Source organism: Microbacterium sp. UBA1097 (genome assembly GCF_002313585.1).
Lineage (GTDB): Bacteria > Actinomycetota > Actinomycetes > Actinomycetales > Microbacteriaceae > Microbacterium.
The window spans coordinates 29,406-53,748 of record NZ_DCBW01000012.1; the positions used below are offsets into that span (position 1 = coordinate 29,406).

General features: G+C 65.7%; 24 protein-coding genes and 1 tRNA gene. 8 read left to right on the forward strand and 17 right to left on the reverse strand.

Annotated features, from left to right (window positions below):
- Positions 1-80 precede the first annotated feature (80 nt).
- The 3 genes from B4F19_RS03005 to B4F19_RS03015 form a co-directional block, all read right to left on the reverse strand.
- The gene (locus tag B4F19_RS03005; protein ID WP_374198013.1) at positions 81-1,067 is read right to left on the reverse strand and encodes a carbohydrate ABC transporter permease; all 987 of its coding nucleotides are present in this window, start codon (positions 1,065-1,067) and stop codon (positions 81-83) included.
- Positions 1,068-1,125: 58 nt separating this feature from the next.
- Positions 1,126-2,259 carry a carbohydrate ABC transporter permease gene (locus tag B4F19_RS03010; RefSeq protein WP_228177951.1) on the reverse strand — a complete coding sequence of 378 codons (1,134 nt, stop codon included), beginning with the start codon at positions 2,257-2,259 and terminating at the stop codon, positions 1,126-1,128.
- 102 nt (positions 2,260-2,361) lie between these two features.
- Positions 2,362-3,684, reverse strand: coding sequence for an ABC transporter substrate-binding protein (locus B4F19_RS03015; protein WP_228177950.1), 1,323 nt, complete (start codon positions 3,682-3,684; stop codon positions 2,362-2,364).
- 300 nt (positions 3,685-3,984) lie between these two features.
- Between B4F19_RS03015 and B4F19_RS03020 the strand changes: the two genes are divergently transcribed.
- Positions 3,985-5,019 carry a LacI family DNA-binding transcriptional regulator gene (locus B4F19_RS03020; RefSeq protein WP_292732761.1) on the forward strand — a complete coding sequence of 345 codons (1,035 nt, stop codon included), beginning with the start codon at positions 3,985-3,987 and terminating at the stop codon, positions 5,017-5,019.
- Between the two features lie 146 nt (positions 5,020-5,165).
- Entirely contained in the window at positions 5,166-5,612 is a 447-nt protein-coding gene (locus tag B4F19_RS03025) for a hypothetical protein (protein ID WP_228177948.1), read from the forward strand.
- On the opposite strand, the gene B4F19_RS03030 is transcribed toward B4F19_RS03025, so the two are convergent.
- The 3 genes from B4F19_RS03030 to rplJ all read right to left on the reverse strand — a co-directional run bounded on the left by B4F19_RS03030 (position 5,542) and on the right by rplJ (position 9,111).
- Positions 5,542-8,061: an HAD-IC family P-type ATPase gene (locus B4F19_RS03030; protein ID WP_292732763.1), complete on the reverse strand. Its 2,520-nt coding sequence runs from the start codon at positions 8,059-8,061 to the stop codon at positions 5,542-5,544. The genes B4F19_RS03025 and B4F19_RS03030 overlap by 71 nt on opposite strands.
- A 103-nt stretch (positions 8,062-8,164) precedes the next feature.
- Complete coding sequence (gene rplL, locus B4F19_RS03035; RefSeq protein WP_109211492.1) at positions 8,165-8,554, reverse strand: 50S ribosomal protein L7/L12; 390 nt, start codon at positions 8,552-8,554, stop codon at positions 8,165-8,167.
- A 41-nt stretch (positions 8,555-8,595) separates the two neighbouring features.
- The gene (rplJ, locus tag B4F19_RS03040; protein WP_228177946.1) at positions 8,596-9,111 is read right to left on the reverse strand and encodes a 50S ribosomal protein L10; all 516 of its coding nucleotides are present in this window, start codon (positions 9,109-9,111) and stop codon (positions 8,596-8,598) included.
- A 329-nt stretch (positions 9,112-9,440) separates the two neighbouring features.
- Between rplJ and B4F19_RS03045 the strand changes: the two genes are divergently transcribed.
- The 4 genes from B4F19_RS03045 (at position 9,441) to B4F19_RS03060 (ending at position 13,666) form a co-directional block, all read left to right on the forward strand.
- Positions 9,441-10,091 (forward strand): YqaJ viral recombinase family protein, encoded by a 651-nt coding sequence (locus tag B4F19_RS03045; RefSeq protein WP_292725857.1) that lies wholly within the window; start codon positions 9,441-9,443, stop codon positions 10,089-10,091.
- 172 nt (positions 10,092-10,263) lie between these two features.
- Positions 10,264-11,985 (forward strand): MDR family MFS transporter, encoded by a 1,722-nt coding sequence (locus tag B4F19_RS03050; protein WP_228177944.1) that lies wholly within the window; start codon positions 10,264-10,266, stop codon positions 11,983-11,985.
- Positions 11,982-12,467 (forward strand): MarR family winged helix-turn-helix transcriptional regulator, encoded by a 486-nt coding sequence (locus B4F19_RS03055; protein ID WP_228177943.1) that lies wholly within the window; start codon positions 11,982-11,984, stop codon positions 12,465-12,467. Before B4F19_RS03050 ends, B4F19_RS03055 begins: the two co-directional genes overlap by 4 nt.
- Before the next feature lie 167 nt (positions 12,468-12,634).
- Positions 12,635-13,666, forward strand: coding sequence for an NADP-dependent oxidoreductase (locus tag B4F19_RS03060; RefSeq protein WP_228177942.1), 1,032 nt, complete (start codon positions 12,635-12,637; stop codon positions 13,664-13,666).
- Here the strand turns inward: B4F19_RS03060 and B4F19_RS03065 are convergent.
- Positions 13,653-14,567: a LysR family transcriptional regulator ArgP gene (locus tag B4F19_RS03065; protein WP_228177941.1), complete on the reverse strand. Its 915-nt coding sequence runs from the start codon at positions 14,565-14,567 to the stop codon at positions 13,653-13,655. The genes B4F19_RS03060 and B4F19_RS03065 overlap by 14 nt on opposite strands.
- 71 nt (positions 14,568-14,638) lie before the next feature.
- Here B4F19_RS03065 and B4F19_RS03070 point away from each other — a divergent pair, with 71 nt between their 5' ends.
- A complete protein-coding gene (locus B4F19_RS03070) occupies positions 14,639-15,301 on the forward strand; it encodes a LysE/ArgO family amino acid transporter (protein WP_228177940.1) in 663 nt (220 codons plus the stop codon).
- A gap of 51 nt (positions 15,302-15,352) precedes the next feature.
- Here B4F19_RS03070 and rplA read toward each other — a convergent pair whose 3' ends face one another.
- The 10 genes from rplA to gabT all read right to left on the reverse strand — a co-directional run bounded on the left by rplA (position 15,353) and on the right by gabT (position 22,857).
- Positions 15,353-16,045 (reverse strand): 50S ribosomal protein L1, encoded by a 693-nt coding sequence (gene rplA / locus B4F19_RS03075; protein WP_228177939.1) that lies wholly within the window; start codon positions 16,043-16,045, stop codon positions 15,353-15,355.
- Between the two features lie 14 nt (positions 16,046-16,059).
- Positions 16,060-16,491 (reverse strand): 50S ribosomal protein L11, encoded by a 432-nt coding sequence (rplK, locus tag B4F19_RS03080; protein ID WP_195692156.1) that lies wholly within the window; start codon positions 16,489-16,491, stop codon positions 16,060-16,062.
- Between the two features lie 100 nt (positions 16,492-16,591).
- Complete coding sequence (gene nusG, locus B4F19_RS03085) at positions 16,592-17,620, reverse strand: transcription termination/antitermination protein NusG (protein ID WP_292732765.1); 1,029 nt, start codon at positions 17,618-17,620, stop codon at positions 16,592-16,594.
- Positions 17,621-17,689: 69 nt separating this feature from the next.
- Positions 17,690-17,953, reverse strand: a complete 264-nt coding sequence (gene secE / locus B4F19_RS03090; protein WP_228177937.1) for a preprotein translocase subunit SecE — start codon at positions 17,951-17,953, stop codon at positions 17,690-17,692.
- Positions 17,954-17,998: 45 nt separating this feature from the next.
- Positions 17,999-18,071: transfer RNA gene (locus tag B4F19_RS03095), tRNA-Trp, on the reverse strand.
- Positions 18,072-18,223: 152 nt separating this feature from the next.
- The gene (locus B4F19_RS03100; RefSeq protein ID WP_292732767.1) at positions 18,224-18,706 is read right to left on the reverse strand and encodes a hypothetical protein; all 483 of its coding nucleotides are present in this window, start codon (positions 18,704-18,706) and stop codon (positions 18,224-18,226) included.
- Positions 18,703-19,524 (reverse strand): hypothetical protein, encoded by an 822-nt coding sequence (locus tag B4F19_RS03105; RefSeq protein WP_292732769.1) that lies wholly within the window; start codon positions 19,522-19,524, stop codon positions 18,703-18,705. Before B4F19_RS03105 ends, B4F19_RS03100 begins: the two co-directional genes overlap by 4 nt.
- Before the next feature lie 47 nt (positions 19,525-19,571).
- Positions 19,572-20,012, reverse strand: coding sequence for a pyridoxamine 5'-phosphate oxidase family protein (locus B4F19_RS03110; RefSeq protein WP_228177934.1), 441 nt, complete (start codon positions 20,010-20,012; stop codon positions 19,572-19,574).
- A gap of 86 nt (positions 20,013-20,098) precedes the next feature.
- Positions 20,099-21,463 (reverse strand): NAD-dependent succinate-semialdehyde dehydrogenase, encoded by a 1,365-nt coding sequence (locus B4F19_RS03115; protein ID WP_292727848.1) that lies wholly within the window; start codon positions 21,461-21,463, stop codon positions 20,099-20,101.
- Positions 21,464-21,501: 38 nt separating this feature from the next.
- Entirely contained in the window at positions 21,502-22,857 is a 1,356-nt protein-coding gene (gene gabT / locus B4F19_RS03120; protein WP_228177932.1) for a 4-aminobutyrate--2-oxoglutarate transaminase, read from the reverse strand.
- Positions 22,858-22,968: 111 nt separating this feature from the next.
- Here gabT and B4F19_RS03125 point away from each other — a divergent pair, with 111 nt between their 5' ends.
- Positions 22,969-24,339: an NAD(P)/FAD-dependent oxidoreductase gene (locus tag B4F19_RS03125; protein WP_292732771.1), complete on the forward strand. Its 1,371-nt coding sequence runs from the start codon at positions 22,969-22,971 to the stop codon at positions 24,337-24,339.
- The last annotated feature ends 4 nt before the right edge of the window (positions 24,340-24,343 follow it).

Below are 24,343 nucleotides of genomic sequence, written 5' to 3' on the forward strand. Positions count from 1 at the left end.
CGGATGCTCGACACGGCGGCATCGGAAAGCGAAGGGGCGCCCGTCCCCGGGACGCCCCTTCGAGCTTCATCCTTCTGCGATCAGCCCTTCGTCGAGCCTGCGAGCAGACCTCGTACAAAGTAGCGCTGGAGCGAGAAGAACACGATCAGCGGAACGATGATCGCGACGAACGCACCCGCTGTCAGCAGCTGCCACTCGTTGCCACGCGTTCCCGTGATCTCCGCCAACAGCTTGGTGATCGGCGCCACCGGCCCGTCGGCGAAGATCAAGGCCACGAGCAGGTCGTTCCAGACCCACAGGAACTGGAAGATCGCGAACGACGCGAGAGCGGGCATCGTCAGGGGCAGCACAATGCGGAAGAAGATCTGCCCGCGGGATGCCCCGTCGACGCGTGCCGCCTCGATGATGTCGGCCGGGATCTGCGACATGAAGTTGTGCAGCAGGTAGATCGCCAGCGGCAGAGCGAACATCGAGTGGGCGATCCAGACCTGCGCGTACCCACCCGACACTCCGAGCGGCCCCGTGATCTGCACCCCGAAGATGTTCAGACCACGAGAGAACGAGCTCAGCAGCGGGATCAGCGCCATCTGGATCGGCACGATCTGCAGCGCGAACACGAAGATGAACAGCCAGTCGCGGCCCTTGAAGTCGATCCACGAGAACGCGTAGGCCGCGAACGCCGCGATCGTCAGCGGCACGATGGTCGCGGGGATCGTGATGGCGATCGAGTTGATGAAGGCCTCGGCCATCGTCAGCTGCGTGTTACCTGCCTGCAGAACCTGGATGTAGTTCTCCAGCGTCACCTGCGGGTCGGCGAAGAACGTCCACCATCCGGTCGTTTTGATCTGCTGCTCAGGACGGAAGGACGAGATCAGCAGTCCGAAGGTCGGGATCGTCCACGCCAGCGCGATGATGATCGACGCGACGGTTGCCCACGGCTTGGAGAGCACGCGTCGAACACGGCCCGCGCGGCCCGAACCACCGTTCTGGTCCCGGCGCATCCCGCGCTCGAGTTCCTTCTCGGTCTCCTTGTCGATCGGGAGATCGATCGGCATAACCTCACTCATTGGATCGCTCCCTTCGGGAGATCTGCGCGCGAGGGCGCGCTGGATGCGTACCGCATGCTCATCGGATCTCCTTCTGCTTGCGGATCTGCCGGGCGTTATAGATCACGATCGGCAGCACCAGGAGGAACAGGATGACGGCGAACGCCGCACTGCGGCCCGCCTCGAACTTGGTGAACTGCGTGTACATCTCGTTCGCGATCACCGAGGTGCCGAAGTTACCGCCGGTCATCGTGCGCACGATGTCGAAGACCTTCAGCGAAGCGATCGAGATCGTCGTGAGGACCACGATGATCGCGGGACTGATCGCGGGAACCGTGACGTTGATGAAGCGCTGCCACGCGTTGGTTCCATCAAGCTGCGCGGCCTCAAGCTGTTCGGTCGGAACGCCCTTGATCGCCGCGGAAAGGATGACCATTGCGAAACCGGTCTGCACCCAGATGAGCACGACGATCAGGAACAGCGTGTTCCACGGCTCGTTGAGAAGCCACTGCACGGGGTCTCCCCCGAACCACACGACGATCTGGTTGAGAAGACCGATCTGGGTGAACTCGGGACCGCGATAGGCGTACACGAAGTTCCAGATGATGCTCGCACCGACGAACGAGATCGCCATCGGCATGAACACGAGAACCTTGTAGACCTTCTCACCGCGCGTCTTGTCGATGAAGACCGCATACGCAAGCCCGACGATCGTCGACACTGTCGGGGCAATGAGCACCCAGACGATGGTGTTCACGACGGTGCGGATTCCGTCTGGCTGGGTGAAGATCCAGACGAAGTTGTCGAGGCCGACGAATTGGTTTCCCGCTGCGTTCATGAACGAAGCGACAAAGGTCTGGATCGACGGGAGGATCAGACCGATCAGCAGCAACAGCGCCGCCGGGGTCATGAAGGCGATGAGCTGGATGAAATAGCCCTTGCCGTTTCGAGATCGGTAATCGATCACGAAGAACAGACCGCCGATGACAGCGGCGACGATCGCCGCCCACCAGACGGAGTTGAAGAGCAGAACCGTGGCGACCGGGATGAGCACACACATCGCGAGCCTGATCCAGGTATAGACGGGTCCCGAACGGGGAGCAATGTCGATGAGAAAGAGGATCAGGCCGATCACCACGAGGAATGCAACGACCACGACGATCGCTTGCAGAATCGGGTGCATTGTGCCGACCCAGTTGAAGAACGCGGTCACGTCGCTCCTTTCGAGTACGTCAGTGGACTCGCTCGAATCCTAGCCAGGAAGACGGCGGAGGGGCCGCCCCGCCTGAGCGAGGCGGCCCCTCCGTGATCACTGTCAGCTGGACGGCCAGCCGGCTTCGATCTGTGCGGTGACCTCGTCAACGGGGGTGCCGCTGATCCACGAGACCATGCCCTTCCAGAACGTCCCGGCGCCGACGGCGCTGGGCATCAGGTCGGATGCATCGAACCGGAACGTGGTGTTCGGGTCCTGAAGGATCTCGATCGCCTGCGTCAGGATGCCCGACGAAGCGTTGGCCGGGTCGAGGCCCGTGTTCGCCGAGATGACACCACCGAGCGAGACGCGGTTGTTCGCCCACTCCGGGCTCGAGAGGTACTCAAGCACGGCCTGCGTGTCGGACTCGTCGTTGAACGCGCCAACGATCTCGCCACCACCGGTGACTGCCGGCGCACCGGCGGTCTGACCGGGCATGATGAACGCCCAGACGTCGCCGTCCTCGGCGACAGTGCCGCCGGCGTCCTCGATGAATCCGGTGAAGAACGACGCCTGGTGGTGCAGTGCGCATTCACCCGAGACGAGGGCGGCAGCAGGGTCGCCGAACTCGGTCGAGTTGATGGACTGGACGTCACCGAAACCGGCATTGACGTACTCGGGGTTCAGCAGGTATTCACCGGTCGCGTCGAACGCGTCGATGATCGGCTGGTCGGTGAACTTCACCTCGTTGGCAACCCACTGGTCGTAGACCTCGGGACCCGAGTCGCGAAGCACCATGTCCTCGACCCAGTCGGTTCCCGGCCAGCCGGTCGCGTCGCCCGAGCCGAAGCCGGCACACCACGGGGCCTTGCCGGTGGTCGACTGGATGGTCTGCGTGACCTGCATGAGTTCGTCGAGTGTCGTCGGGACCTCAAGACCCCACTCCGCGAACTTGGCGGGCTGGTACCAGATGAAGCCCTTGACGGATGCCATCAGCGGCGCGCCGTACAGCGTGCCGTCGACGGTGCCGTAAGCAGCCCAGTCGTCCGACCAGTAGTCGGCGACGTTCTGCTGCACGGCCTCGGGAGCCGGAACCAGGTAGCCGCGCGACGCGAGGTCGGCGAGCAGACCGGGCTGCGGGAAGATCGCGATGTCGGGCGGGTTGCCACCCTGTGCGCGGATGCCGATCTGAGACTCGAACTCCTTGGAGGCCTCGTACTGGATGTCGATTCCCGACTCCTCTTCGAAGTCAGCCCACGACTCGTCCAGCAGTTCCGCCTCGGTGTCCGAGATCGTGCCGTAGATCGTGACGACGTTGTCGACGTCGCCGCCCCCACCGTCAGTGCTGCCGCCGCCGCTGTCACCGCTGCAGCCCGCGAGCGCGATGCCCGCGATGCCGGCGATCGCCACGGCGCCGAGCACCTTGTGACGCTGTGTCATGCCCATATGAATGACTCCTCCTCGTTGAGCGCAGACATGGTTCCTTCGTAAGAGCCTCTCCGGAACCGTTTCCATGACACCGTATCGCCCTCTTCTCCCGCGCACAACAGATGAACCATTACGAGCCGATAACTGCGCCTGGGAGCGCTCTTTTCGCTATCTGCATAGTGATCGACGACACTGCATTCACCTGGAACCGGTTCCCCTTTTCGCCTTTCGTCGTTTAGCCTGTCCCTACAAGAGATCGACGATCGATCGCGGGTGCGGTGTCGGGAACCGCAGAGAACCGCCGGAAGGTACAACGACGTGAGCGGCATCGAGGACGTGGCCCGCGCTGCGGGAGTCTCGAAGGCGACGGCAAGTCGCGCCCTCACCGGACACGGGTACGTCGCCGCAGCCACGCGAGAGCGGGTGACACGCGTCGCCCACGAAATGGGATACGTCCCCTCCTCGAGCGCTGCGAGCCTGGCCACCGGGCGCACGCGCAATATTGGCGTCGTCATGCCCTACCTCAACAGATGGTTCTTCGCCGAGGTTCTCGAAGGTATTCAAGAGGTGCTCCTCGAATCCGGGTACGACCTGACCCTCTACGACGCCAAGCCAGGCACCGAAGGGCGCAGGCGCGTGTTCGACGACTTCCTGGCCCGCAAGCGATTCGACGGACTGATAGCGGTCGGGCTTGAACCCGATCACCACGAGCTGGAGCGACTTGTCGCGATCGGCCGCCCCGTCGTGAGCGTCGTCGCAATGGGCGACAATGCGGGAGTCGTGCGGCTGGATGACGAGTCTGCCGCTCGACGTGCCACAGCGCACCTCATCGAACTCGGTCACACGAAGATCACCTTCCTTGGAGGCGTCTCGGTCTCCAGCGGTCCCCACGTCGATCGCGCGCGTCTGGCGGGATACCAGACGACGATGAGGGAGGCCGGCCTCGAGGTGGCGCACGTGCGATCGGAGGTGAGTCTGCCGGGTGGGTACGCAGCGGCTGTCGACCTCCTCGGAGACCCCGATCGACGGCCCACGGCACTTCTGGCTACGTGCGACGAGGTCGCGATCGGGGCCATCATCGCGGCGCGCCGGCTCGGCATCCCGGTCCCGTCAGCACTCAGCGTCGTCGGTATCGACAATCACGAGTTCGCCGAGATGTTCTCACTCACCACGCTTGAGCAGTCGCCCCGCAGTCAGGGCGCACAGGGGGCCAGGATGCTGCTCGAGCAGCTCGAGAATCCGGAGCAGGATCCCGCGGATGTCAGCATCCAGGCGCGCATGATTGTGCGCAACTCGACTGCCCCTCCCCCGGGAACCCCCTCGGTGACCGTGGGCGTCGGCGTCACATCCTGACCTCTCTCCCCCCGCGGGAAGGCGCCGAACCCACACCTTCGCCCTCCAACCCACCGGTTTCTTCGACCGAAAGGTGAGGGTTCGCGCTGATTCGTGTGGGTTCGCGCCAGGATCGGCCGCGAGGGCCCTCCCGCTACAGTGGTGCCGTGAGCGAGACGACGACGGATGCCGGTGCTGTCACAACTCCCCCGAAGGGCGTGCGGCGGCCGGTGATCGTTTCGTTCGCCGTTGCTTTCGTCTACCTCACAGGCCTGCTCGGCATCCTGCTCGGCATCCTGGTGCTGCTCAGCCGCTACGACCAGACAGGCTCCGGCGATGTCCTCGCTGTGTCGCTCATCGGGGCTGCCATCATCCTCGTCGGGCTGTTGATCATCGGGATCGCTTCCGGCGTCGCGCGCGGCAGCGGCCTGTCTCGCATCGTCTTGACGGTGTACCTGGCGATCCAGGTGCCACTTCACGTCCTGGCCATCGCCGCCGCGGACTTCGACTGGATCGCCGCCGTTCAGCTCGCGCTCGAGCTGTTCACTCTCGTGGTGTTGTGGCTTCCGCCAACGAACCGCTTCTTCCGCGCCGCCGCGGCTGCCCGGCGCTGAGCCCCGCCGTCCTGGCAGCAGTATCACGCGCCACGAATCGGCGGTGGATGAACCGCACGATCTCGATACCACCGATGGTCGCCACGATCACGACGGTGAGCAGGTACGCGGCATCCTCACCCGGGTCGACAAGTTGGAAGAACTCCGTCGCGAGCGGCACCGAGAAGATCAGCACCAGGCCGATGAACATGGCACCGATCACGAGGCCCTTGTAGCGGTTGATCGGACGGGACAGCACGGTCAGAATCCAGATCCCGACGATCGCGAGCAGGATCGTCGCCCCAGTGCGCATCTGCTGTTCGTCGACGCCGAGCGATTGCGCGCCGAGGGTGTAGAGGGTGAGCCCTGCTCCCACGACGACGCCGGCGGGAATCGCGAAGCTGAGCGAGCGCCGCAGGAACCCCGGAATGTAGCGCTGCCGGTTGGGCATGAGGGCCAGGAAGAATGCCGGGATGCCGATGGTGAGTCCGTCGGTGATCGAGAGCTGCCGAGGCAGGAACGGGAACTGCAGCACCAGGATGCCGAACACGATCGACAGCACGAAGATGTAAGCCGTCTTGGTGAGGAACAGCATCGAGACGCGCTCGATGTTGGCGATCACCTGACGTCCTTCGGCGACGACGTCGGGGAGGTGCGAGAACTGCCCGTCCAGCAGCACGAGGCGCGCTACCGCCTTCGTGGCGGCTGCGCCCGAGTTCATCGCGATGCCGATGTCGGCTGTCTTGATCGCGAGCGCGTCGTTGACGCCGTCGCCGGTCATCGCCACGGTATGGCCACGCGATTGCAACGCAGTGACCATGCGCTTCTTCTGCTCCGGGGTGACGCGGCCGAACACGTGGTAGGTCTCGAGCACGTCTGCGAGCGCCTCGTCGTCCTCGGGTAGCTGCCGAGCATCGAACCCCTCCGGAGCGTCGACCCCGACCTCGCGCGCAATGGCAGCGACGGTGCGGGGGTTATCGCCCGAGATGACACGGATGCCGACCCCCTGCTCCCGGAAATACGCCAGCGTCTGCGCGGCATCCGGCCTCACCTGTTCGCGGAAGGTGAGCACGACGATCGGGACGAGATCGTCGGGGATGCGCTCGGCCTCGGCCTGCTCATCGGAGATCGGATGCGGCGAGTGGCCGAGCACGAGGGTGCGTCGTCCGGTCGCGGCAAGTTCGGCGACCAGGGACCCGAGCTCGGTTCCGTCCCCGGTCCCCTCCGGAAAGACCATTTCAGGAGCACCGAGAACCCAGGCACCCGACGGCCCGTCGCTGAACGATACTGCGCTCCATTTGCGTGCCGACGAGAACGGGATGACTGACCCGACGGCGACAGGAGCCTCGAGCGGGTAGGGGTCGCGCAGGCACCGCGCTGTGGCGTTGGCCGCCGGGTCAGCGCCGTACCAGGCCAGTGCCTCATCCCATCCGGGGGCCGCGGCATCGCCGACGGGATGAACGGCATCGAACTCGATCTCTCCGGCTGTGAGCGTGCCGGTCTTGTCGAGGCATACAACGTCTACGCGCGCCAGCCCCTCGACGGCGGGGAGTTCGTTGACGAGCACCTGGCGGGAGGCGAGCTTTGCGGCGCCGACCGCAAAGGCGATGCTCGTCATAAGGACGAGCCCGAGGGGAATCATCGCGGTCACGGCGGCGATCGTATTGACGGCTGCCTGAACCCAGTCGCCACTCTCCCAGGCGGCGACCCACCCGCCGAACACCATCATCTGGGCGTTCAGGACGAGAAGTGCCATGGGTCCGATCGCCCAGCCGACGACACGCAGCACAAGGTTGATCGACGAGCGCAGCTCGCTCGAGACGAGCGAGAACCGCTTGGCCTCAGCGGCGAATCGGTTGGCATACGAGTCGGCACCCACACGGATGACGCGCGCGAGCCCCTCTCCCGCGACGACGATCGAACCCGAAAGTGCCTCATCGCCGGGATGCTTGTCGACAGCATCTGACTCACCGGTGAGCATCGACTCGTCGACCTGCAATCCGCGGGCGGCAACTGCTTCGGCATCGGCTGCGATCTGATCGCCGGCGCGCAGCACCAGGATGTCATCGATCACGACATCGGTCGGGTGGATCTCAGCCTCGACACCGTCGCGCAGGACCCGAGCAGTCGGTGCGTTCAGCAGCGCCAGGCGATCGAGCGCCGCCTTGGCGCGGAACTCCTGCCACGCACCGATGATCGTGTTGGCCAGAGCGCTGAGGCCGAAGATCGCGTCCTGCCAGCGCCCGAGCAGCAGGAGAACGGCGAAACACGATCCAACGATCGCGTTGAAGATCGTGAACACATTGGCGCGGATGATGCTGCCGATGCTCCGGCTGGAGTCGGCCTGATACGCGTTGGTTCGGCCATCCGACACACGCTCGGCTACCTCGGCTGCCGTGAGTCCGGTGAGCTCACCATCGCCGGCCGGCTCAGGCCCTGGCTGCGTCGCCACGTCGGTACCGCTGGTCATGCGTTCACCCTAGCGGGCACCTTCTGGCGCTGACGGATGCCGAGATGCGCGAAGACCCCGGATGCCGAAGCATCCGAGGCCTTCGCGAGAAAGTCGCAGGGACTTACTTGAGGGTGACCGTGGCGCCTGCCTCTTCGAGAGCAGCCTTCGCCTTGTCTGCGGTCTCCTTGTTGGCGCCCTCGAGGACAGCCTTGGGAGCACCGTCGACGACGGCCTTGGCCTCGCCGAGGCCGAGCGAGGTGAGCTCGCGGACGACCTTGATGACCTGGATCTTCTTGTCGCCGGCGGCCTCGAGGATGACGTCGAACGCGTCCTTCTCTTCGGCCTCTTCGGCGGGGGCACCACCGGCGGGGGCGCCGGCGGCGGCAACCGCGACGGGCGCGGCGGCGGTGACGTCGAAGGTCTCCTCGAACGCCTTGACGAACTCGGAGAGCTCGATGAGGGTGAGCTCCTTGAACGCGTCGAGCAGCTCTTCAGTGCTGAGCTTTGCCATGATGATTCTCCTTGATGGGTGTGGTTATCGCCGGGGCCGACTCAGGCCGCGGACTCCTGCTTCTCACGCAGCGCGTCGACCGTGCGAACGGCCTTCGACGGCAGTGCGTTGAAGACGAATGCTGCCTTGGTCATCGAGGCCTTCATCGCGCCGGCGAGCTTCGCCAGCAGGACTTCACGGCTCTCGAGGTCGGCGAGCTTGTTTACCTCTTCTGCGCTCAGGGGGGAACCGTCGAAGTATCCGCCCTTGATCACCAGAAGAGGGTGTGCCTTGGCGAAGGCGCGCAGTCCCTTCGCGACGGTGACCGGGTCACCGTGCACGAATGCGATAGCCGAGGGTCCCTTGAGGTCCTCATCCATCGACGTGATCCCCGCGTTGTTCGCGGCGATCTTGGAGAGCGTGTTCTTCACCACGGCGTACTCGGCGTCCTGACGGATCGCGTTGCGGAGCTCCTTGAGCTCAGCAACCGTCAGGCCGCGGTACTCGGTGAGCAGAACGGCAGTCGAGTCCTCGAAGTTCTTCGTGAGCTCGGCAACCGTCGCTTCCTTCTGCGCCATGGCCACTCCTTGTGTCTTGTCCCCATTCCGCGGTGGCGGGACGGGAGCCTCGGACCCCCAAAAATGAGAAAAGCTCCGGCGCAAGCGCACGGAGCTTCGGCCCGGATGGGCGTTGTTCGTGACACCTGCGCAGGCCCCTGGCTACTCTCCCGGAAGAGAATTTCCAGCGCTTCGATCGACGTTCGCTTACGCGCACGCCGATGACCGGCGGTCTTCGGCTCCGACAAGTGTACGCTCCGGTCCCCACCCCAACAAATCGTCGCCGGGCCTCTCGCACATCTTCGCGTGTGAGGGCGGCCGAGGTCGCGACCCCGACGTAGGGTCAAGTGGTGACTCCCGAACTCCAAGCGCGCATCGTCGCCGACTCGCGAGACCGGGTCGCGTGGGTGCGGGCGCGTTCGCGGGGAATCACAGCAACGGATGTCGCGACGCTCACCTCTGAACGGGCCATTGCCCGCGCCGCCGACGCCAAGCTCATGGGCTCCGGGTTCTCGGGCAATGCCTATACGAACCACGGGCGGCTGCGCGAACCCGAAATCGCACGGTGGGTAGCCGCAACGCACGGCATCCAGCCCTCCTCGGCGCTCTTTCACGCCGAGATTGAGAAACGTCATCTCGCTACCCCCGACGGCGTGGTGGTCGACGCGCAGGGGCGCGTCATCCTCGCCGAGATCAAGACGACGAATAAGGAGTGGCGCAGCATCCCACGCTCCTACCTGCGCCAGGTCTGGTGGCAGCAACACGTCCTCGGTGCCGAGCGCACGCTGGTCGCATGGGAACAGCACGACGGTTTCGTCCCTGTCGGCGACGAGCCCCGGTGCGCGTGGGTTGATCGCGACGAGACGGAGATTGCCCGGCTTGTCGGCCTGGCGACGGCTCTCATCGATGAGCTGTACTTACGCACGCAGCGCACGAGATCACTGGCGGTCGCCTCGGTCGAGACCCGCGAGCCGTATCGCGCGCTCGCGTTGTCTGACTGATCAGCCACGGACTGCACCCCGCTCACCCCGCCGGACCCCGAGCCGAGGTTTCTTCGTCGACGCGCAGCCGCCAACTAATTGACTCCTGTCAACCAAATACTCTATAGTTGACATTTGTCAATGACTGCGCGATGACGAGCGCAGCCACTCCTCGTCGTCAAGAAGGCATCCCATGGCATCCGTTTCCCCTCCAGCTGCGGCCCTCACCGAATCCGGCATGACTCGCCGCCAGGTCCTCGAGGCCCTCTCGGGCCTGCTCCTGGGCATGTTCGTCTCGATGCTCGCCTCGACTGTCGTCTCCACCTCCCTGCCGGTGATCATCCACGACCTCGGCGGCGATCAGGCAGCGTTCACCTGGGTCGTGACAGCGACGCTTCTGACAACAGCGATCTCGACACCCGTCTGGGGCAAGCTCGCCGACCTCGTGAACCGCAAGCTGCTCTTCCAGCTCGCGATCGGCATCTTCGTCGTCGCAACCGCCGCGGCGGGATTCGCACCGAACACCGAGTGGCTGATCGCCATGCGCGCGGTGCAGGGCGTCGGCGCGGGAGGCCTAGCCGCACTCAGCCAGGTGATCATGGCCGACATCATCAGCCCCCGCGAGCGCGGTCGCTATATGGGCTTGTTCGGCGCCGTCATGGCGCTCGCTACCATCGGTGGCCCCCTTGTAGGCGGCGTCATCACCGACGGGATCGGGTGGCGCTGGAACTTCTATGTCGCCCTTCCCTTTGCCGTTGCGGCCCTGATCATCGTGCAGCGCACCCTCCACCTGAAGCCCCTCGCGGCACGGAAGGTCTCGATCGACTACCTCGGCATCGTCCTGCTCTCTGCCGCCGTCTCGCTGCTGCTGATCTGGGTGACAACCGCCGGCGACTCCTTCGACTGGTGGAGCGTGACGACCCTGCTGATGGTGGGCGGCGCTGTTCTCGCCGCAGTTCTGTTCATCGTGGTCGAGCTGCGCTCGCGCGAACCTCTCGTCCCGCTCTCGATGTTCCGGAGCCGCACATTCACACTCGCCGTGCTCGCCTCGATCGCCACCGGCATCGCCATGTTCGGGGCTTCGGTATTCCTCAGCCAGTACATGCAGCTGGCTCGAGGCGCCACACCCACGGAGGCCGGGCTGATGACGATCCCGATGATCGCCGGACTCCTGGTGGCATCCGTCGGAGTCGGCCAGCTGATCACCCGCTTCGGGCACTGGAAGCCCTACCTCATCGGGGGCAGCATCTCGCTGATCGCAGGGTCCGCCCTGTTGACGACGATCCACTACGACACGAACTTCGCCCTCGTGTCGCTGTACATGTTCCTGCTCGGCGCGGGCGTCGGGATGACGATGCAGAACCTCGTGCTCATCGTGCAGAACACGACCGAACCCACCAAGATCGGCGTGGCAAGTTCCGGCGTCACCTTCTTCCGAAGCCTCGGCGGCAGCGTCGGTGTTGCCGTCATGGGCGCAGCTCTTGCCGGCAGCGTCACCGACCTCTTGGGAGGACGCAAGGATGACGTCACCGCTGCGCTCGCAACCCTCGGCGACCAGGCGTCGACCTGGGCTTCGCAACTCCAGTCGGGGTCCCTCCCGCAGGTGTCTGCGATGCCCGAGGGCCTGCGCGTCATCTTCGAAGACGTCTATGCTCAAGGCATCTCACAGTCCTTCCTGATCCTCGTGCCGTTCGCGATCGTGAGCCTCATCGCCATCGCGTTCTTGCCGAACGTTCCCCTGACCCGGATGACGAACCGCGAGCGACTGGAAGCCGGTGAAGCCGACCTCGCTACCGTGTCTGTCGCCGAGGGCATGGAAACCCTCACCGCCACTGCCCAGCTCGGAGCGGATTCCGACAGTTCTCACCGCGCCAAGGCTGCTGGCGCGGCATCCACCCAGGAACCGCCGCGATGAGCGAGTCCGAGTCCCCCGAGGACCTCGACCCGGCGACCCGCGAGCACCGCGCGGCAGTGGACAGACTCGAGGGTGCGATCTCCGAGCTCATCTCGCGCATCCGAAAGTTCTATGCGCAGATCGCTGATGAGGTGAGCCCGGGAATGCTCCCCGGCACGTTCAAACTCCTCGCGACCATCGGCCGAATCGGACCCACGACGTCGTCGGCCCTCGCTCATCGCCTGACCGCCGACAAGGGAATGATCAGTCGGCAGATCAGCGAGCTCGAAAGTCTTGGCTTCATCGAGCGGACGGCTGATCCGGACGACCGTCGTTCACGGTTGATCTCCCTCACCTCAGAGGGACGGAAGAGATTGGATGCCGCGCGAGCACCGTACGAACGGATGCTCTCCCACACGCTCGCAGAGTGGCCGACCGAGTCGATCGACGACCTGACCGACCTACTCACCGCCTTCGCGTCGGGCGATATCCCGAAACGCTGACGGGCCGGGTCTTATCGGCTCGGTGACAACGGCGTAACACGAGCGAGACAATCGGGGGGTTGACTGAGATCACCTCGCGGAGGGCGGGGTTTCACCTGGTCGTCATGTGCCACGTCGATGCCGATGTGCGCGGTCCGCTGGCGACGAATTCGCGGAAGGAGCGACCGATGCGATTCCGGCCGCTACGCCCATCCCCCGAAACCCGGGCATTCTCCACCGAACTCTCGCAGGTCCCCGAAGTGATGCGTGCGGTCACCGTCGCGCAGTGGGGCGCTCCCGGCGTCCTGACCGAGACCACCGTCCCGGTGCCCCACCCCGTCCTGAGCGAGGTGCTTGTGCGGGTGGTCGCCGCCGGTGTGAACCCGATCGATGCCAAGACGCGGGCCGGGAAGGGACTTGCTCCTGCCGTAGCCGAGCTTCCCGAGATCCTCGGCTTCGACTTCAGCGGCGTCGTCGTCGAGTCGCCGTTCGAGACCCATCCGTTCCCCGTCGGTACGGAGGTGTTCGGGATGGCCGGGTTCCCCCGGACGCCGGGAAGCTACGCCGAGTATGTCGTCGCACCCACCCTGTCGATCGCGCGCAAGCCAGCCTCCCTTTCGCATGTCGAAGCGGCGGGAGTGCCGGTGGCAGCGCTCACCGCCTGGGGGCTCGTGGTCGAGACCGCTCACGCTCACGAAGGACAGCGGATCCTCATCCACGCCGGAAGCGGTGGCGTCGGGCACTTCGCCGTGCAGTTCGCTGCGTACTTCGGCGCTCACGTGACAGCCACAGCCTCCGGAACCAACGCCCCGTGGCTTCGGGATCTCGGCGCCTCGGTCGTGATCGACCACACCTCGACGCGCTTCGAGGAGGTCGTGCACGACATGGACGTCGTCATCGACCTCGTGGGCAACGTCACCGACTCGATCGGCTCCCGCTCGCTGTCGGTGCTCCGGCCCGGCGGGATCTACATCCTCGTTCCCACCGGATCGTGGCCGGAGTATCGCGACGCTGCGGCGGCTGCAGGAGTCCGCGCGACCAGCTACAAGGTGATTCCGGAAGGCGCGACCCTTGCGACGATCGCCCGCCTGCTCGACTCACGATCGATTCAGGTGTACATCGATCACGTGCTGGACCTTGCGGAAGCGGCGAGGGCGCACACCGATATCGAGGGCGGGCACACACGCGGCAAGATCGTGCTGCGCGTCAGCGACGATTGAGGGCTCGCGCAGGTCGAAGCACGCGGCGTCCCTCCTCGACGATTTCGGTGGCCACGGCATCCAGAAGCCGCGAACGCAGATTCCACTGCTGCCAGTACAGCGGAACGTCGACGGGCGGACCTCCCAGGCGTACGAGCGCTCCGCGCTCGAGCTCAGCTGCCGACTGGAAGCCGGGCAGCAAGCCCCATCCGAGTCCCAACACAACTGCCTGCGCGAAGTCATGGGATGCCGGGACGTAGTGGCGCGGGGCTTCCGAAGCCGACACGCCCTTCTCCCGTAGCCACCGGTCCTGCAGATCATCGCGGCGATCGAACTGGACGACCGGGGCCGCAGCCAGTGCACGGGTGTCGCCGCGTGAGATGTTGAGGTAGCGGGCGACGAACTCGGGAGTGGCGACTGCCTCGTAGCGCATGACACCGAGCGCGGTAACGCGGCATCCGGCTACCGGCTCTGCACGGGACGTCACGGCGCCCATCACGGTGCCGCCCTCGAGGAGCGCAGCGGTGAAGTCCTGATCGTCGCGATGAAGGTCGAACACGATCGGATGCCGCGCACTCAGGCGGCCCAGTGGCGAGAGGAACCAGGTGGCGAGAGAGTCCGCGTTCACCGCGAGCGGCACAGAAACGGGTCCGTCGGCGGCTCCGTCTTCACCGATGCCGGCAAGGGCATCATGTTCGAGCACACGCGCCTGACGTGCGAGCCGGATGACAGCTTCCCCGGCAGCCGTCGGGCGCACGGGCTTCGAGCGCACCAGCAGCACCCGACCGAGCTGATCTTCGATCGCGCGGAGGCGTTGGCTCACGGCGCTCGGCGTGATCCGCATGCGCCGCGCCGCAGCCTCCAGAGTGCCCTCCTCGGCGATGATCGCGACGGTGTCGGCGAGGTCGAAGTCGATCTTCATATGAAGCGATGCTAATGCCCCGTGAGAATCCTGAGCTGGAGTGCATGTCTCGCGCCAGCTAGCGTCGAGGCGTGCTCCCTCCCCTCCTCGCCGGTCTCGGCCTCGGACTATCGCTCATCGTGGCCATCGGCGCACAGAACCTGTTCGTGCTTCGACAGGGAATCCGGCGCGAGCACGTACTGGCGGTTGTCGTGGTGTGCGCCGCATCCGACGCCATCCTCATCGTGCTCGGCGTCTCGGGTGTCGGGCTCGCACTGGCTGCACTGCCATGGCTGGTGACCGCCGTGCGGTGGGCGGGCGCGGCCTTCCTCGTGGGTTACGGCCTCCTCGCTGCCAGGCGCGCGTGGCGTCCCGCGGGCGCACTGACTGTGGACGACCCGCGCGATGACATCGCGGGTTCTGCTACCGAACGGCCCGTGCAGGTTCAGCCGACCACGACCGCGACACGGCTCTCCGCGACGGTTCTCACCGTCCTCGCGCTTACGTGGCTGAACCCCCACGTCTACCTCGATACGGTGTTTCTGCTCGGCGGTGTCGCCAACACCCACGGCGATGACCGGTGGCTCTTCGCGCTCGGCGCCGTGATGGCAAGCATCCTCTGGTTCAGCGCACTGGGGTTCGGAGCCCGCTATCTCGGTCGCTGGCTCGCGACGCCCCGAGCCTGGCGCATCCTCGACGCCATCATCGCGGTCGTGATGATCGTCCTCGGCGTGAGCCTCGTCGTCGGCGGATGAACGACAACGGCCCCCGCCGAAGCGGAGGCCGTCGTCGTATCAGATCGTTGCTCAGGCGATGCTGTTCACGTCCAGCGGGATGCCGGGACCGAACGTCGTCGAGACTGCACCCTTCTGGATGTAGCGGCCCTTCGAGCTCGAGGGCTTCAGGCGAACGATCTCGTCGAGCGCAGCCTTGAGGTTCTCATCGAGCTGCTCGGCCGAGAATGATGCCTTGCCGACGACGAAGTGCACATTGGCGTGCTTGTCGACACGGAACTCGATCTTTCCGCCCTTGATCTCCTCGACCGCCTTGGCGGGGTTGGGGGTCACGGTGCCGGTCTTGGGGTTGGGCATGAGGCCTCGGGGACCGAGGACCTTACCCAGACGCCCGACCTGGCCCATCAGTTCCGGGGTCGACACTGCAGCGTCGAACGCGGTGTAGCCGCCGGCGACCTTCTCGATCAGCTCGGCGCCGCCGACCTCGTCAGCGCCAGCGGCGATCGCCGCTTCGGCGGCAGGACCGGTCGCGAACACGATGACGCGCGCAGTCTTGCCGGTACCGTGGGGCAGGATGACCGTGCCGCGCACCATCTGGTCTGCCTTGCGCGGGTCGACCGAGAGCTTGAGGGCGACCTCGACGGTGGAGTCGAACTTCTTCGAGCCCGTCTCCTTCGCCAAGTTCACAGCCTCGCTGGGTGAATAGAACTTGCCGGCCTCGATCTTCGCGGCGGCTTCGTTGTATGCCTTGGACTTGGTAGCCATTGTCGTTATCCCCCTCAGTCCTCGACCGTGATGCCCATGGAACGGGCGGTGCCGGCGATGATCAGCGAGGCAGCCTCGATGTCGTTCGCGTTCAGGTCGGGCATCTTCGTCTCGGCGATCTGACGCACCTGGTCCTTGGTGAGCTTGCCCACCTTGGCCGTGTGCGGCGTCTTCGAGCCCTTCTGCACTCCCGCAGCCTTCTTGATCAGCTCGGCTGCCGGCGGGGTCTTGAGGATGAACGTGAAGCTGCGGTCCTCGTAGACGGTGATCTCCACGGGGATGACGTTGCCGCGCTGCGACTCAGTCGCCGCGTTGTACGCCTTGCAGAACTCCATGATGTTGACGCCGTGCTGACCGAGCGCGGGCCCGATCGGCGGCGCCGGGTTGGCTGCACCGGCGTTGATCTGAAGCTTGATCAGGCCGGTCACCTTCTTCTTCGGTGCCATTCTTCTTTCCTTTCATCGAGCGGATGCCATCGGCATCCTCTCTCCCGCAGCCCGGCCGTTCCGGGAGCGGTGGTCTGTATCGCGCTGGAGCGCGGTTGCGTTACTGCTTGGTGACCTGGTCGAAGCTGAGCTCGACCGGGGTCTCGCGCTCGAAGAGCGACACGAGCACCGTGAGCTTGCCGCTCTCGGGCTTGATCTCGCTGATCGAGCCCGGCAGGCCTGCGAAGGAGCCTTCCTTGATCGTGATGGTCTCACCGATCTCGAAGTCGACTTCGGTGACGACGCTGCGCGCCACGGGCTGACCCTTGGCTCCACTCGCGCCGCCCTTGGCCGGAGCAGTCTCCTTGACCTCGACGAGCGACTTCAGCATCGTGAAGGCCTCTTCGAAACGCAGCGGCGTCGGGTTGTGCGCGTTGCCGACGAACCCGGTGACACCGGGAGTGTGGCGAACGACCGACCAGGTGTCTTCGTTCAGTTCCATGCGCACGAGCACGTAGCCCGGGATGCGCACGCGGGTGACCATCTTGCGCTGGCCGTTCTTGATCTCGACGACATCTTCCATCGGAACTTCGATCTGGTAGATGTCTTCTTCGACCTCGAGCGTCGACTTGCGCTGCTCGATGTTGGCCTTCACCTTGCGCTCGAAGCCGGCGTAGGAGTGGATGACGTACCACTTGCCCGGGAGGGACCGCAGTTCCGCGCGGAATGCCTCGTACGGGTCTTCCTCGGTCTCATCCTCGTCGGCCACGTCATCCTCGTCGACATCGTCACCGAGCTCGGGACCGTCGTAAGGCGTGACCTCTTCGGCGGCGTGGGCAGCGCGCTCGGCTTCTTCCTCGGCGAGGTCGTCGGTCAGCACCTCGGCAGCGGCTTCAGCCTCTGCTGCCTCGTCGATCTCGAGTGCATCGTTCACGATCGCATCAGCCTCCGGGTCGCTCACCTCGACGTCGTCGTCATCCGAGTAGTCCGCGTCGTCGTCCTCATCCTCGATGTGGATGGCGACGTGCTCGGCCGCATCGCTCTGGTGCTCTTCGCGCGCGAGCTCGTTGCCCTCCTGGGCCTCGTCCTCCTCAGAGGACTGCTCGGCCGAGGGCGCCCAGTCGGCGTCGTCGAGAAATCGTTCAGACACGTGTTTGGTTCACTTCCATTTGATCGGGCGCGATGCAGCATCCTGCCTCGCACCGTGAGGACGAACAGATCAGGCGGGAACGCCGAAGACCTGCGTCGTCAGCCAGAGGAACACGTAGTCCATTCCCCACACGAGTGCCATCATGATGACGACGAACCCGAGCACGACTGCCGTGTACTTCAGGAGCTCCTGGCGCGTCGGGGTGACGACCTTGCGAAGCTCCGCAAAGACCTGACGGATGAACAGGGCGATCCGCGCGAAGACGTTCAGCTTCTTCTCGCGAGGAGCGCTGCCACTGGCAACGATCTCGCCCTTGGCGTCATCCTGGACCATGTATCCCACCTGGTTGCTTCTGTTGTGCCAGCTTGCGCTGACGCGCAGGGCGGACAGGAATCGAACCTGCAACCTGCGGTTTTGGAGACCGCTGCTCTGCCAATTGAGCTACCGCCCTAAAGGCCGGAAGGCCTTGAGGTGTCTGCAGTCTTCTGCCGCGACGCGAAAGGAGGGATGTGTCCCGATCGCGGGCACGGCGAAAGAATGCAGACTTCTACTGCAGGTCAAGTGTACGGCATGCCCTCACGGCGGGCGAACCGTCCCCGCGCCTTAGGGGGCCTCGAGGCACGGCGTGAACACGGCGATCACCAGAAGCGGAGAGTCGTAGCTGACCGTGGCCACGATGCCGCTCTCGTCCACCCACGCGCCCTCGCGCCCCGCGAGTCCGTCGGCGTCGATCGTCGCCCACACCTCCGGGTCGATCGCCGCCGTCACGGCATCGACGAGTGCGTCCTCGGCGGCGTAGTCCGCCCCCACCGAGACAGAACCGACCGCGGCGAATGTGCGCTGGGTGCCGCGATCCTGCTCGCCGCAGGACTGCTCCTCCGGGCCCGTCGTTTCGAGAGTGCGGAGTGTTCCCTCCTCGACCGCTCCGGCAGCCTCCACCAGGGTGTCGAAGACGGCCGCGGCATCCGTCTCGAGCTCATCGAGATCGGGTCCAGCACATGCCGTCAGCAACACGGATGCCGACACGAGCGCGAGCGCGAGCATGATCGGCCTGCGCGCCCGGAGTATCCCGTGGTCACCACTCACGGGCGAACCACCGCACTGACCTCGAACTCCTCGGGCGTCGGGGCACTCGTTCGCACCCCGAGCCCGACGAGCTGGTCGACGAACCATCCGTCGCTCCAGTCCTGGATGTCGCACGGCGACGAGGAGCCCTCGAAGGCTGACCGGTCGATGCCGTGCTGGTAGACCGCCCGGCAGCTCGCATCGGTCTCGAGCGCCCACTCGTAATCGTCGTGAGTGATTCCGGTGCGCTCGGCGGCCAGCAGGTACGGGAAAAAGTTCTGGTACTGGTACCAGTGCATGGCTTCGTGGACGAACATGGGCCACGCCAGTCGCTGGATGCCGGATTCCCACGCGACGAACAGCCAGTCGGGGTAAGCGGTCTGGTAGCACCCGCCCACCACCAGAGTGTTCGGCCCGTCCTCCTGTCCGGCGTACCCGCAATTCTCGGGACCGGCATCGAAGATCACGTGCACTTCGGTCGCCCCGATCGAGTCGAGGAACGCGCGACCCTGCGGATCGTCTCCGGGGAACTCCTGCCCTCCCGGGTTCGGCACCGCGGGCTGAGGAGCAGCGTCCTTCTCCTGCCATTGCGCGATCCACGCAGCGTCGGCTTCCCATGCCGCAGCTGCTTCGACGTATTCACCTCGGGCGTGCCGGATGTCGGCGGCGAAGGCCGCGTTCTGGGCTAGGACATCGGCGATCGCATCAGCCTGAGATGCAGTGACAGCGGTCGGCCGCCGGTCAGCGGTGAGCCACTGCACGCCGGCGACCGCCAGGATTCCGAGCGCAACGGTGAGGGCTCCGGCAACAACCGGAATCCACAGTCGCGCGGGGTTCACCTCACCATGATCGGGCATGTCACCGCCCGGATGCCTGAGGCAAGGCCTCAATAGTCGGCGATGCCGTACCGATCCGGCTCGGGTCCGCGACGGAAGCGTCGACCCGACATGGACTCGGCACTCACGCGAACATAGTGGTACTTCAATGTCGGTAACCAGGGCCGAAGCGGAAGCTCGTCGGCGGCTTCGACCTCTTCCTCGGTCGCGAGGCGCTGGGCGCGACCGCGAACGATGACGCTCCACGCCATGGTGTCGGTGTAGTGGTCGACTTCGAAGAGCACCTCATCGTTGACGGTAAGTTCGACGAGCTTGCTTCCCTCGGCGGTGCGGAACACGATGGTGTCCCGATCGACGACGTAGTTGACGGGGAAGATGTCGAGGACATCTCCGACCCGGGTGACCAGGCGACCGAGCTCTTCACCGGTAAGAAGCTGCCAGCACTCGGCGTCGCTGAGAGTGGCGACGACATCGTCCATCATCTCTTCCATGTCCTCATTGTGAGTGCGCGTCGTGGACCGCACTAGGGACCCTTGGCCCTGGCGCGGTCCACGACCGCTGTGAGGAAAAGCGCCTATCAGGCGACGCGGATGAGTTTCTTGTTGACGAACTCGTCGGCAGCGAGCAGCCCCATCTCGCGCGAGGTGCCGGAGCGCTTGACGCCACCGAAGGGAAGCTCAGGACTGTCAGCGAGCACGATGTTGACGTACACCATGCCAGCCTCGATGGCGTCGGCCACCCGCTCGGCCTGTGCGGGATCGGTCGTGAACACGTACGAGCCGAGCCCGTAGCTGGTCGCGTTCGCCACGGCGATGGCCTCGTCTTCGTCGGCGACGCGATAGACCACGCCCGCCGGCCCAAACAGCTCCTCGCGGTAGATGTCGTTGTCGGCTGTGACTCCAGTGAGCACCGTCGCGGGATAGAACGCCCCGTCTCGGGCACCGCCGAGCTCGACAGTGGCGCCCTGCGCGACGGCGCGGTTCACCTGCTCTTCGAGCCGCTCGGCTGCCGCCAGCGACGAGAGTGGACCGATCACCGTGTCGTCGGCGAAGGGGTCCCCGAGGGGGGCTGCAGCCATGGCCGCCACGAACTTCTCCACGAACGCGTCGTAGAGCTCATCGATGATGATGAAGCGCTTGGGGGCGTTGCAGGACTGGCCGTTGTTGTCGAGCCTGGCCTCGACCGCCATGTCCACCGTCGCATCGAGGTCGTCGGTGGAGAGCACGATGAACGGGTCGGAGCCACCGAGCTCGAGTGCGACCTTCTTGAGGTTGCGACCGGCCACCTCGGCGACAGCGGCGCCCGCGCGCTCCGAACCGGTCACTGAGACGCCCTGGACGCGAGGATCAGCGATCACTGTCGCAGCCTGCTCATTGGTCAGACGCACATCGACGTAGGCGCCCTCCGGGAACCCGGCATCCCGGTAGATCGCCGCGATCGCCGCCGCCGACTCGGGGCACTGGGGAGCATGCTTGAGCAGGATGGTGTTGCCGATGACCAGGTTCGGAGCGGCGAAACGTGCGACCTGGTAGTACGGGAAGTTCCACGGCATGATGCCCAACAGCACCCCCAGGGGCGAGCGACGGATGACGGCGGTTCCCTCGGCGAGGATGTCGAGAGGCGTGTCACCGGTGATCTTCTCGTAGTTGTCGGCGTAGTACTCGGTGATGTCGGCAGCGAAGTCGACCTCGCCGAGAGCTGCCGACAGCGGCTTGCCCATCTCGCGGACGATGATCTCGGCAAGCTCATCTCGCCTCTCGCGGTGCAGCTGCGCCGCGCGCCGCACGAGCTCGGCGCGCTCGGCAGGAGCGGAGGTGCGGCCCCAGGTGCGGTAGGCATCGTCGGCTGCCGCAATCGCAGCTGTGGCCTCGGCATCCGTCATGGTGGGGTAGGTGGCAAGCGTCTCCCCGGTGGCGGGATTAACGACGGCGTAGATACTCATGGGTCCTCCTCGGTCGGCAGCGAACGGTGGTCGGTTGGTCACGACGATGACAGGACGTGTGCCAACACGTCCAGTGCATCATCGAGCAGGTCATCGCCGATGACCAGGGGCGGCAGGAAGCGGATCACGTTCCCATACGTGCCGCAGGTGAGCATCAACACGCCCTGGTCGAGGGCGGCACGAACGACGCGGGACGTGAGAGCGGCATCCGGCTCACCCGTGGCGGGGTCGACGAACTCGACAGCGATCATCGCGCCCCTCCCTCGGATGTCGCCCAGACGCGGGTCGGATGCCTGAATGTCGCGCAAGCGCCGTTCGAGAACGTCGCCGATGTGCCGCGCCCGCGCCGACAGGTCCTCGGTCTCGTACACCTCGATGGCCGCGAGGGCCGCGGCGCACGCGACAGGGTTGCCACCGTAGGTGCCACCGAGTCCTCCGGTGTGCGAGGCATCCATGATCTCGGCTCGTCCCGTGACGGCGGCAAGCGGCAGCCCGCCGGCGATCCCCTTGGCCGTGGTGATCAGGTCGGGGACGATACCGAACAGGTCGCTGGCGAACATCGCACCGGTACGGGCGAAGCCGGTCTGGATCTCGTCGGCGATCAGGACGACCCCGTTGGCGTTCGCCCACTCCTGCAGGGCGGGTAGGAAGCCGTCGGCCGGGACGATGAATCCGCCCTCGCCCTGGATCGGCTCGATGATGATCGCCGCGACATCCGTGACTCCGACGTGCTTCTCGATGACGCCGATCGCACGCTTTGCTGCGGCGGCACCGTCGAGCCCGTCTCGGTAGGGGTAAGACATCGGCGCCCGGTAGATCTCTGGAGCGAAGGGGCCGAATCCGGCCTTGTAGGGCATGTGCTTGGCGGTGAGGGCCATCGTGAGGTTCGTGCGGCCGTGGTAGCCGTGATCAAAAGCGACGACAGCCTGCCGGCCGGTGTGTTTGCGTGCGATCTTCACCGCGTTCTCGACGGCCTCGGCACCCGAGTTGAACAGTGCAGTCTTCTTCTCGTGATCGCCCGGGGTGATGCGGTTCAGCGCCTCTGCCACCGCCACGTATGGCTCGTAGGGCGCCACCATGAAACACGTGTGGGTGAATTGGCCGACCTGCTGCTGCACTGCCGCGACCACGGCGGGGTGTGCATTGCCGATAGAGGTGACGGCGATGCCAGAACCGAGGTCCACGATCGAGTTGCCGTCGGCGTCCAGCAGGATGCCCCCGCCTGCAGCCACGATCGACAGCGGCGCCGTGTGCCCCACACCGGCCGACACTGCTGCAGCCTTGCGGGCCATCAGCTCCTGCGATCGCGGGCCCGGAATGGACGTGACCAGGCGTCGCTCCTGCGGGAGCGTGGGGCCGCCGAGCGGGACCGTGGGGCTATCGAGTTGGCTCATGTCGTGAGGATAGCTGGACGATCGATCGCGCGCGACCCGTCCGGCTCGAACGTCGGAATCCGTCGTCCTCAATCACTTACGCGACGGCTCCCGTCGTGGGAGAATCATCGCGTGATCAATGGTGGCGTGTCGTGGTGGTGGCGAGACATCGGCGGTACCCCGGCCCCTCGCGCGCCGCTCCCGGGTGACCTCACGCTGGACGTCTGCATCGTCGGCGCCGGGTACACCGGAATGTGGACGGCTTACTACCTCAAGCTGGCACAACCCGACCTGCGCGTCGGCGTCATCGAGCAGAGTTTCGCGGGCTTCGGAGCGTCAGGCCGTAACGGTGGCTGGCTGACCAACTCGGTTACGGGAGACCGCTCGCAGTACGTCGCCCGCCACGGGCGGGATGCCGCGATCGCGCAGCAACGAGCACTGAACGACACCGTGAGGGAGGTCATCGAGGTCACCCGCCGCGAAGGCATCGACGCCGACATCGTGGCGGGCGGCGAGCTCGAGATCGCCCGCACCCCCGCGCAACTCGCCCGCCTCCGCAAGACTGCCGCCGAAGAACTGTCGTGGCCCCACACTGACGTGCACGAACTGGATGCCGAGGGTGCTCGCTCGCGCATCGACGTCGCGGGCGTGCTCGGTGGTCTCTGGCATCCGCACTGCGCACGCATCCACCCGGCGAAGCTCGCCGCGGGCCTTGCCGAAACGGTGGAACGGGCGGGTGTGAGGATCTTCGAGCAGACGACAGCTCGAACGATCGAGCCCGGACGCGTCGAGACTGATCTCGGCACGGTTCGCGCCGACGCCGTCATCCGCGCGACCGAAGGGTTCACCGCGGGCCTGCGTCACGAGCACCGCACGTGGCTGCCGATGAACTCGTCGATGATCGTCACCGAGCCGCTCCCGAGCGGCGTGTGGGACGCGATCGGCTGGTCGGGGCGAGAGGCCCTTGGCGACTTCGCGCATGTGTACATGTACGCACAGCGCACAGCTGATGACCGCATCGCATTCGGCGGCCGTGGGGTGCCCTACCGCTACGGATCCCGCGTCGATACTGACGGGCGCACTCAGGAACGCACGATCCGTTCGCTCACCGAGTTGTTGCACGACTTCTTCCCGGCCACGCGTGGTGTGCCGGTCGCTCATGCCTGGGCCGGTGTGCTCGGCGTACCGCGGGACTGGTCGGCGACCGTCGGCTTCGACCGCGCGACCGGGCTCGGATGGGCAGGGGGCTACGTCGGGACCGGAGTCACAGCGACAAACCTCGCCGGGCGCACGCTCGCCGACCTGCTGTTGCGCCGTCGCACCGACCTCACGCGCCTGCCGTGGGTGGATCATCGAGCCAGGCGGTGGGAGATCGAGCCGCTGCGATGGACCGCCGTCAACGCGATCTACACCGCCTACCGCGGGGCCGACCGGCTAGAGGCCCGCGGTGGATCACGCACATCTGCCCTCGCGCGGGTCGCTGACCTCATCGCCGGGCGATGAGGTC

Bases quoted from the DNA above. Each gene is read 5' to 3' on its own strand.
- B4F19_RS03005 (WP_374198013.1), bottom strand. From the start codon at position 1,067: ATGAGTGAGGTTATGCCGATCGATCTCCCGATCGACAAGGAGACCGAG.
- B4F19_RS03015 (WP_228177950.1), bottom strand. From the start codon at position 3,684: ATGGGCATGACACAGCGTCACAAGGTGCTCGGCGCCGTGGCGATCGCC.
- B4F19_RS03030 (WP_292732763.1), bottom strand. From the start codon at position 8,061: ATGACCAGCGGTACCGACGTGGCGACGCAGCCAGGGCCTGAGCCGGCC.
- rplL (WP_109211492.1), bottom strand. From the start codon at position 8,554: ATGGCAAAGCTCAGCACTGAAGAGCTGCTCGACGCGTTCAAGGAGCTC.
- rplJ (WP_228177946.1), bottom strand. From the start codon at position 9,111: ATGGCGCAGAAGGAAGCGACGGTTGCCGAGCTCACGAAGAACTTCGAG.
- B4F19_RS03050 (WP_228177944.1), top strand. From the start codon at position 10,264: ATGGCATCCGTTTCCCCTCCAGCTGCGGCCCTCACCGAATCCGGCATG.
- B4F19_RS03055 (WP_228177943.1), top strand. From the start codon at position 11,982: ATGAGCGAGTCCGAGTCCCCCGAGGACCTCGACCCGGCGACCCGCGAG.
- B4F19_RS03060 (WP_228177942.1), top strand. From the start codon at position 12,635: ATGCGATTCCGGCCGCTACGCCCATCCCCCGAAACCCGGGCATTCTCC.
- B4F19_RS03065 (WP_228177941.1), bottom strand. From the start codon at position 14,567: ATGAAGATCGACTTCGACCTCGCCGACACCGTCGCGATCATCGCCGAG.
- rplA (WP_228177939.1), bottom strand. From the start codon at position 16,045: ATGGCTACCAAGTCCAAGGCATACAACGAAGCCGCCGCGAAGATCGAG.
- rplK (WP_195692156.1), bottom strand. From the start codon at position 16,491: ATGGCACCGAAGAAGAAGGTGACCGGCCTGATCAAGCTTCAGATCAAC.
- secE (WP_228177937.1), bottom strand. From the start codon at position 17,953: ATGGTCCAGGATGACGCCAAGGGCGAGATCGTTGCCAGTGGCAGCGCT.
- B4F19_RS03110 (WP_228177934.1), bottom strand. From the start codon at position 20,012: ATGGAAGAGATGATGGACGATGTCGTCGCCACTCTCAGCGACGCCGAG.
- B4F19_RS03115 (WP_292727848.1), bottom strand. From the start codon at position 21,463: ATGAGTATCTACGCCGTCGTTAATCCCGCCACCGGGGAGACGCTTGCC.
- gabT (WP_228177932.1), bottom strand. From the start codon at position 22,857: ATGAGCCAACTCGATAGCCCCACGGTCCCGCTCGGCGGCCCCACGCTC.